2 protein-coding genes are annotated in these 1,822 nt (G+C 70.4%); both read right to left on the bottom strand.

Annotated elements, in window-relative coordinates; all coding sequences use genetic code 11:
• On the bottom strand, window positions 1-729 hold a 729-nt coding region (locus tag ABT300_RS43730), incomplete at its 3' end, for an SGNH/GDSL hydrolase family protein (RefSeq protein ID WP_351688664.1).
• 205 nt (window positions 730-934) lie between these two features.
• Window positions 935-1,777 carry a hypothetical protein gene (locus tag ABT300_RS43725; protein ID WP_351688661.1) on the bottom strand — a complete coding sequence of 281 codons (843 nt, stop codon included), beginning with the start codon at window positions 1,775-1,777 and terminating at the stop codon, window positions 935-937.
• Window positions 1,778-1,822 lie beyond the last annotated feature (45 nt).

Here is a 1,822-nt window from a genome sequence, read left to right as displayed (position 1 = left end):
CCCGAGGTCCTCGCGGCCTGCATCGCGGGCCACCGCAGCGCCGAGCCCGGTCACGTGGCCGCCCTGAACAAGCTGGGACTGCGCGCCGTCGTAGGTGTCGGCGGCGCTGTCGAAGCCGGTCCACTGGTCGACGACGGTGACCGGCGACTGCGCGGTGGTGATGCCCCGGGCCCAGGCCGGAATGCGCTGGTTGAAGGCCACGGTACGGGCGGCGCACTCGGCGCAGCTGCTCGGATTGATCGGGATGAGCTGGGCCACCAGCACCTTCATCGAGGGATTGGAGGCCCGCATCTGGCCGACCAGTTTGGTGTACGCGGCGAGGACGGTGTCCGCGGCGATGCTGCTCCAGACGTCGTTGGTCCCGAAGTGCATGACAACGATGTCGGGTCGGGTGGCCGCCAGCCAGCCGGGCAGCAGGTTCTGGTCGGCGGTGGCGGTGGCCTGGAAGCCGCCGTGGCCTTCGTTGTCGGCGTCGTGCGTGAGAGCGCAGCTCTGGGCGTTCAGGGTGCCGACGAAGTCGATGTCGGTGTAACCGGCGTTCTGCAGCTGGTTCCAGAGCAGGGAGCGCCAGCAGCCCGGGGAGCCGGTGATGGAGTCGCCGAGCGGCATGATCCGTACCGGGGTCGCGGCGGCGGCGGGCGTGGCGCCTGTCAGGCCGAGGCCGGCGGCGACGGTCAGCAGGGCGGCCAGGAACGCGGACAAGAGGAGGTGATGTCTGCTGCTGCGCACGGAATGTCCTTCCCGAAGCGGGGCGGGAGCGGGAGTGCGGTGCGCGCGGATATGGGAGCGCTCCCACATCCGCGTATCGTTCATCAAGCCACTGTTGTCGCTAGCACGTCAATATGCCGGGACGAGTCGACCGAGCGGTCTTCCGCGCCGACCGCAACGCCCGGCGGGCCAAGGGGGAGTTCGGCGGCGCCTCGCCCCACGAGCACTATGAGTGTTCGCCGAGTTGGAGGATGCCCGCGAAGGAGAAGCACAGGGCGCCGGTGAGGGTGCCCCAGTTGGCGATGTCGGCGTTGACGAGGCTGCCGGTGGCGGGGCGGGTGTAGGCGGCGAGAGCCGAGACCATGAACAGGACGGACCCGAGCTGGTTGACGGCGACGATCCACCAGCCGAGGTCGTGCGGCCGAAAACGGAGCCGTCCGTGGCAGATTTCGACGAAGGCCAGGTGGCCGGAGAGCAGGAAGAGGACGCAGCCGATCACGTCGGGCGCCCAGATCAGGCGGTTGACCTGCTGGGCGGTCAGGCCCTGCAGGAAGGAGTCCAGCAGATCGACGGCGAAGACGAGCGTCCCCGAGAAGAGGACGAAGACGCTCAGCCAGTCCACACGTGTCGGCTCATAGCTCCACCACCGCCAGGAAGCGGTGACCAACTGCCCTGCGCCGCCCGGGATGTGGCGGGGCGCGTTGATCACCTGGAGCAGCGAGGCGTACCCGCCGGCGGTGAAGAAGACGCCGCCCGCGAAGTAGATCGAGGCGCACTCGGCGGCGTCGGCGGCGCCGAACTGGGCGACGGCGGCGCCGGCCGTGAAGAGGGCGCCTCCGATGACGAACGCGATCGCGGCGACGGCGTTGAGCCGGCGCAGACGCGTGCGGGAGACAGCGTCCGCCCGGACGTGACGAGTGGCTGTGGCGTGGCGGGGACGGACGGCGAGAACTCCACGCCGCCGTGCGAGCCGGGACTCCCAGACGGCGGTGCCGCCGTCGGGAAGGTGCCAGGTGAGCCGGGTGGTGAACGGTCCCGCGCCTTCGGCGCGCTGCTCGGATTGCCCCACGGGCCGAGCCTAGAGCGACGGACAGGACCGAGGACGGGTGAAACG

Source organism: Streptomyces sp. NPDC001027 (assembly GCF_040299045.1).
Lineage (GTDB): Bacteria > Actinomycetota > Actinomycetes > Streptomycetales > Streptomycetaceae > Streptomyces.
The sequence above is the reverse complement of the archived record's forward strand: the minus strand, read 5'-3'. Positions and strand labels throughout refer to the sequence as shown.